The sequence below is a fragment of the Pseudoalteromonas sp. PPB1 genome (genome assembly GCF_015356275.1).
Classification (GTDB): Bacteria; Pseudomonadota; Gammaproteobacteria; order Enterobacterales; family Alteromonadaceae; genus Pseudoalteromonas; species Pseudoalteromonas rubra_D.
Genome location: NZ_JACEQV010000079.1, coordinates 1 through 1,323 on the forward strand (window position 1 = coordinate 1; position 1,323 = coordinate 1,323).

The window sequence follows — 1,323 nt, forward strand, 5'->3', positions numbered from 1 at the left end:
CTCCATTCTTCAAAGGCTACCGTCCACAGTTCTACTTCCGTACAACTGACGTAACTGGTAACGTTGAGCTTCCAGAAGGCGTAGAAATGGTAATGCCTGGTGACAACATCAAGATGACTGTTGAGCTGATCGTTCCAATCGCGATGGACGAAGGTCTACGTTTCGCGATCCGTGAAGGTGGCCGTACAGTAGGTGCTGGTGTTGTAGCAACTATCGTTGAGTAATCAACAGTAGTGATGCAATAAGCATTGTGAAAAAGGCCATTCTCTAATAAAGAGCGTGGCCTTTTTTAATGCCTGAGTGAAAGCCATCATGTGAAGGTGGCGCCTTCCACAGGGTAATGTAGGTGCTTGTAGCTACAATCGTAGAATAATCTACAGATTGCAGTAACACTTTGAAAAAGGTCGCTTAGGCGGCCTTTTTTAATGCCTGAAATATGAGAAAAGTGGGGCGTTCAGTTAAACTGGCTCATTTCACCTTGCGCAAAGGAAATGCCAGTGCAAGCACTGTGTCATTAGCCCTTTGCACGATAGATGGCTCTCTCTACAGGGTAATGTTGGTGCTTGTAGCTACAATCGTAGAATAATCTACAGATTACAGTAACACTTTGAAAAAGGTCGCTTAGGCGGCCTTTTTTAATGCCTGAAATATGAGAATGGATGGTTCAGTGTGGAAGCACATCCATGTAGTGGAGCCCATCGCGCATCTTGGTAATGGTTTCTGAATAATTTTCCTCACCCACTTACGTATGGTCGAGTCCGCTCTTCTAGCCTGTCATAGCTTTTAGTAATATTCTGAACAATTTTTGTCGGCCATTTGCAATCCTTATGCAATGTAAAATACGGCTAGGCATCCAGTAGAAAGTAATATTGGATGTTCATGCGTTATCCCGGACAGGTTTTAGCTCGGTAAATAGTCAAAAATGCGCTTTTTGCTGTAATTTTGTCCGAACGCATTGTTTTTCTCACTTTTCTTCAAAAAAGGGGTTGCGCTGGGTTTCGATTTCCCTATAATGCGCATCCACCGACACGGGGCACAACGCTGAAAAGCAACGAGCCAACGAGTTGGGAGTCAAATAAAACTTGATTCTGAAACTTTTCAAAATTAAGTGTTGACATAAAATGGGAAGTGATTAGAATGCACAACCCTCAGCGCTAACAGCGCGGCGACATTAAGTCGCACCGTTCTTTAAAAATATGAAGCAATCATCTGTGTGGGCACTCGTACAGATTGAGTTCTAACAGCGGATTTCAGTTTTACTGAATGACGCACAAAAATTTAGAGTCTCAACTGAACTGAGTGACTATAACAGTCAATTCGATT

1 pseudogene is annotated in these 1,323 nt (G+C 43.0%); it reads left to right on the top strand.

Annotation, left to right across the window (positions count from 1 at the left end):
- Positions 1-224, top strand: a pseudogene (gene tuf / locus IY568_RS24370) (elongation factor Tu); the annotation flags it as partial.
- Positions 225-1,323: the final 1,099 nt, after the last annotated feature.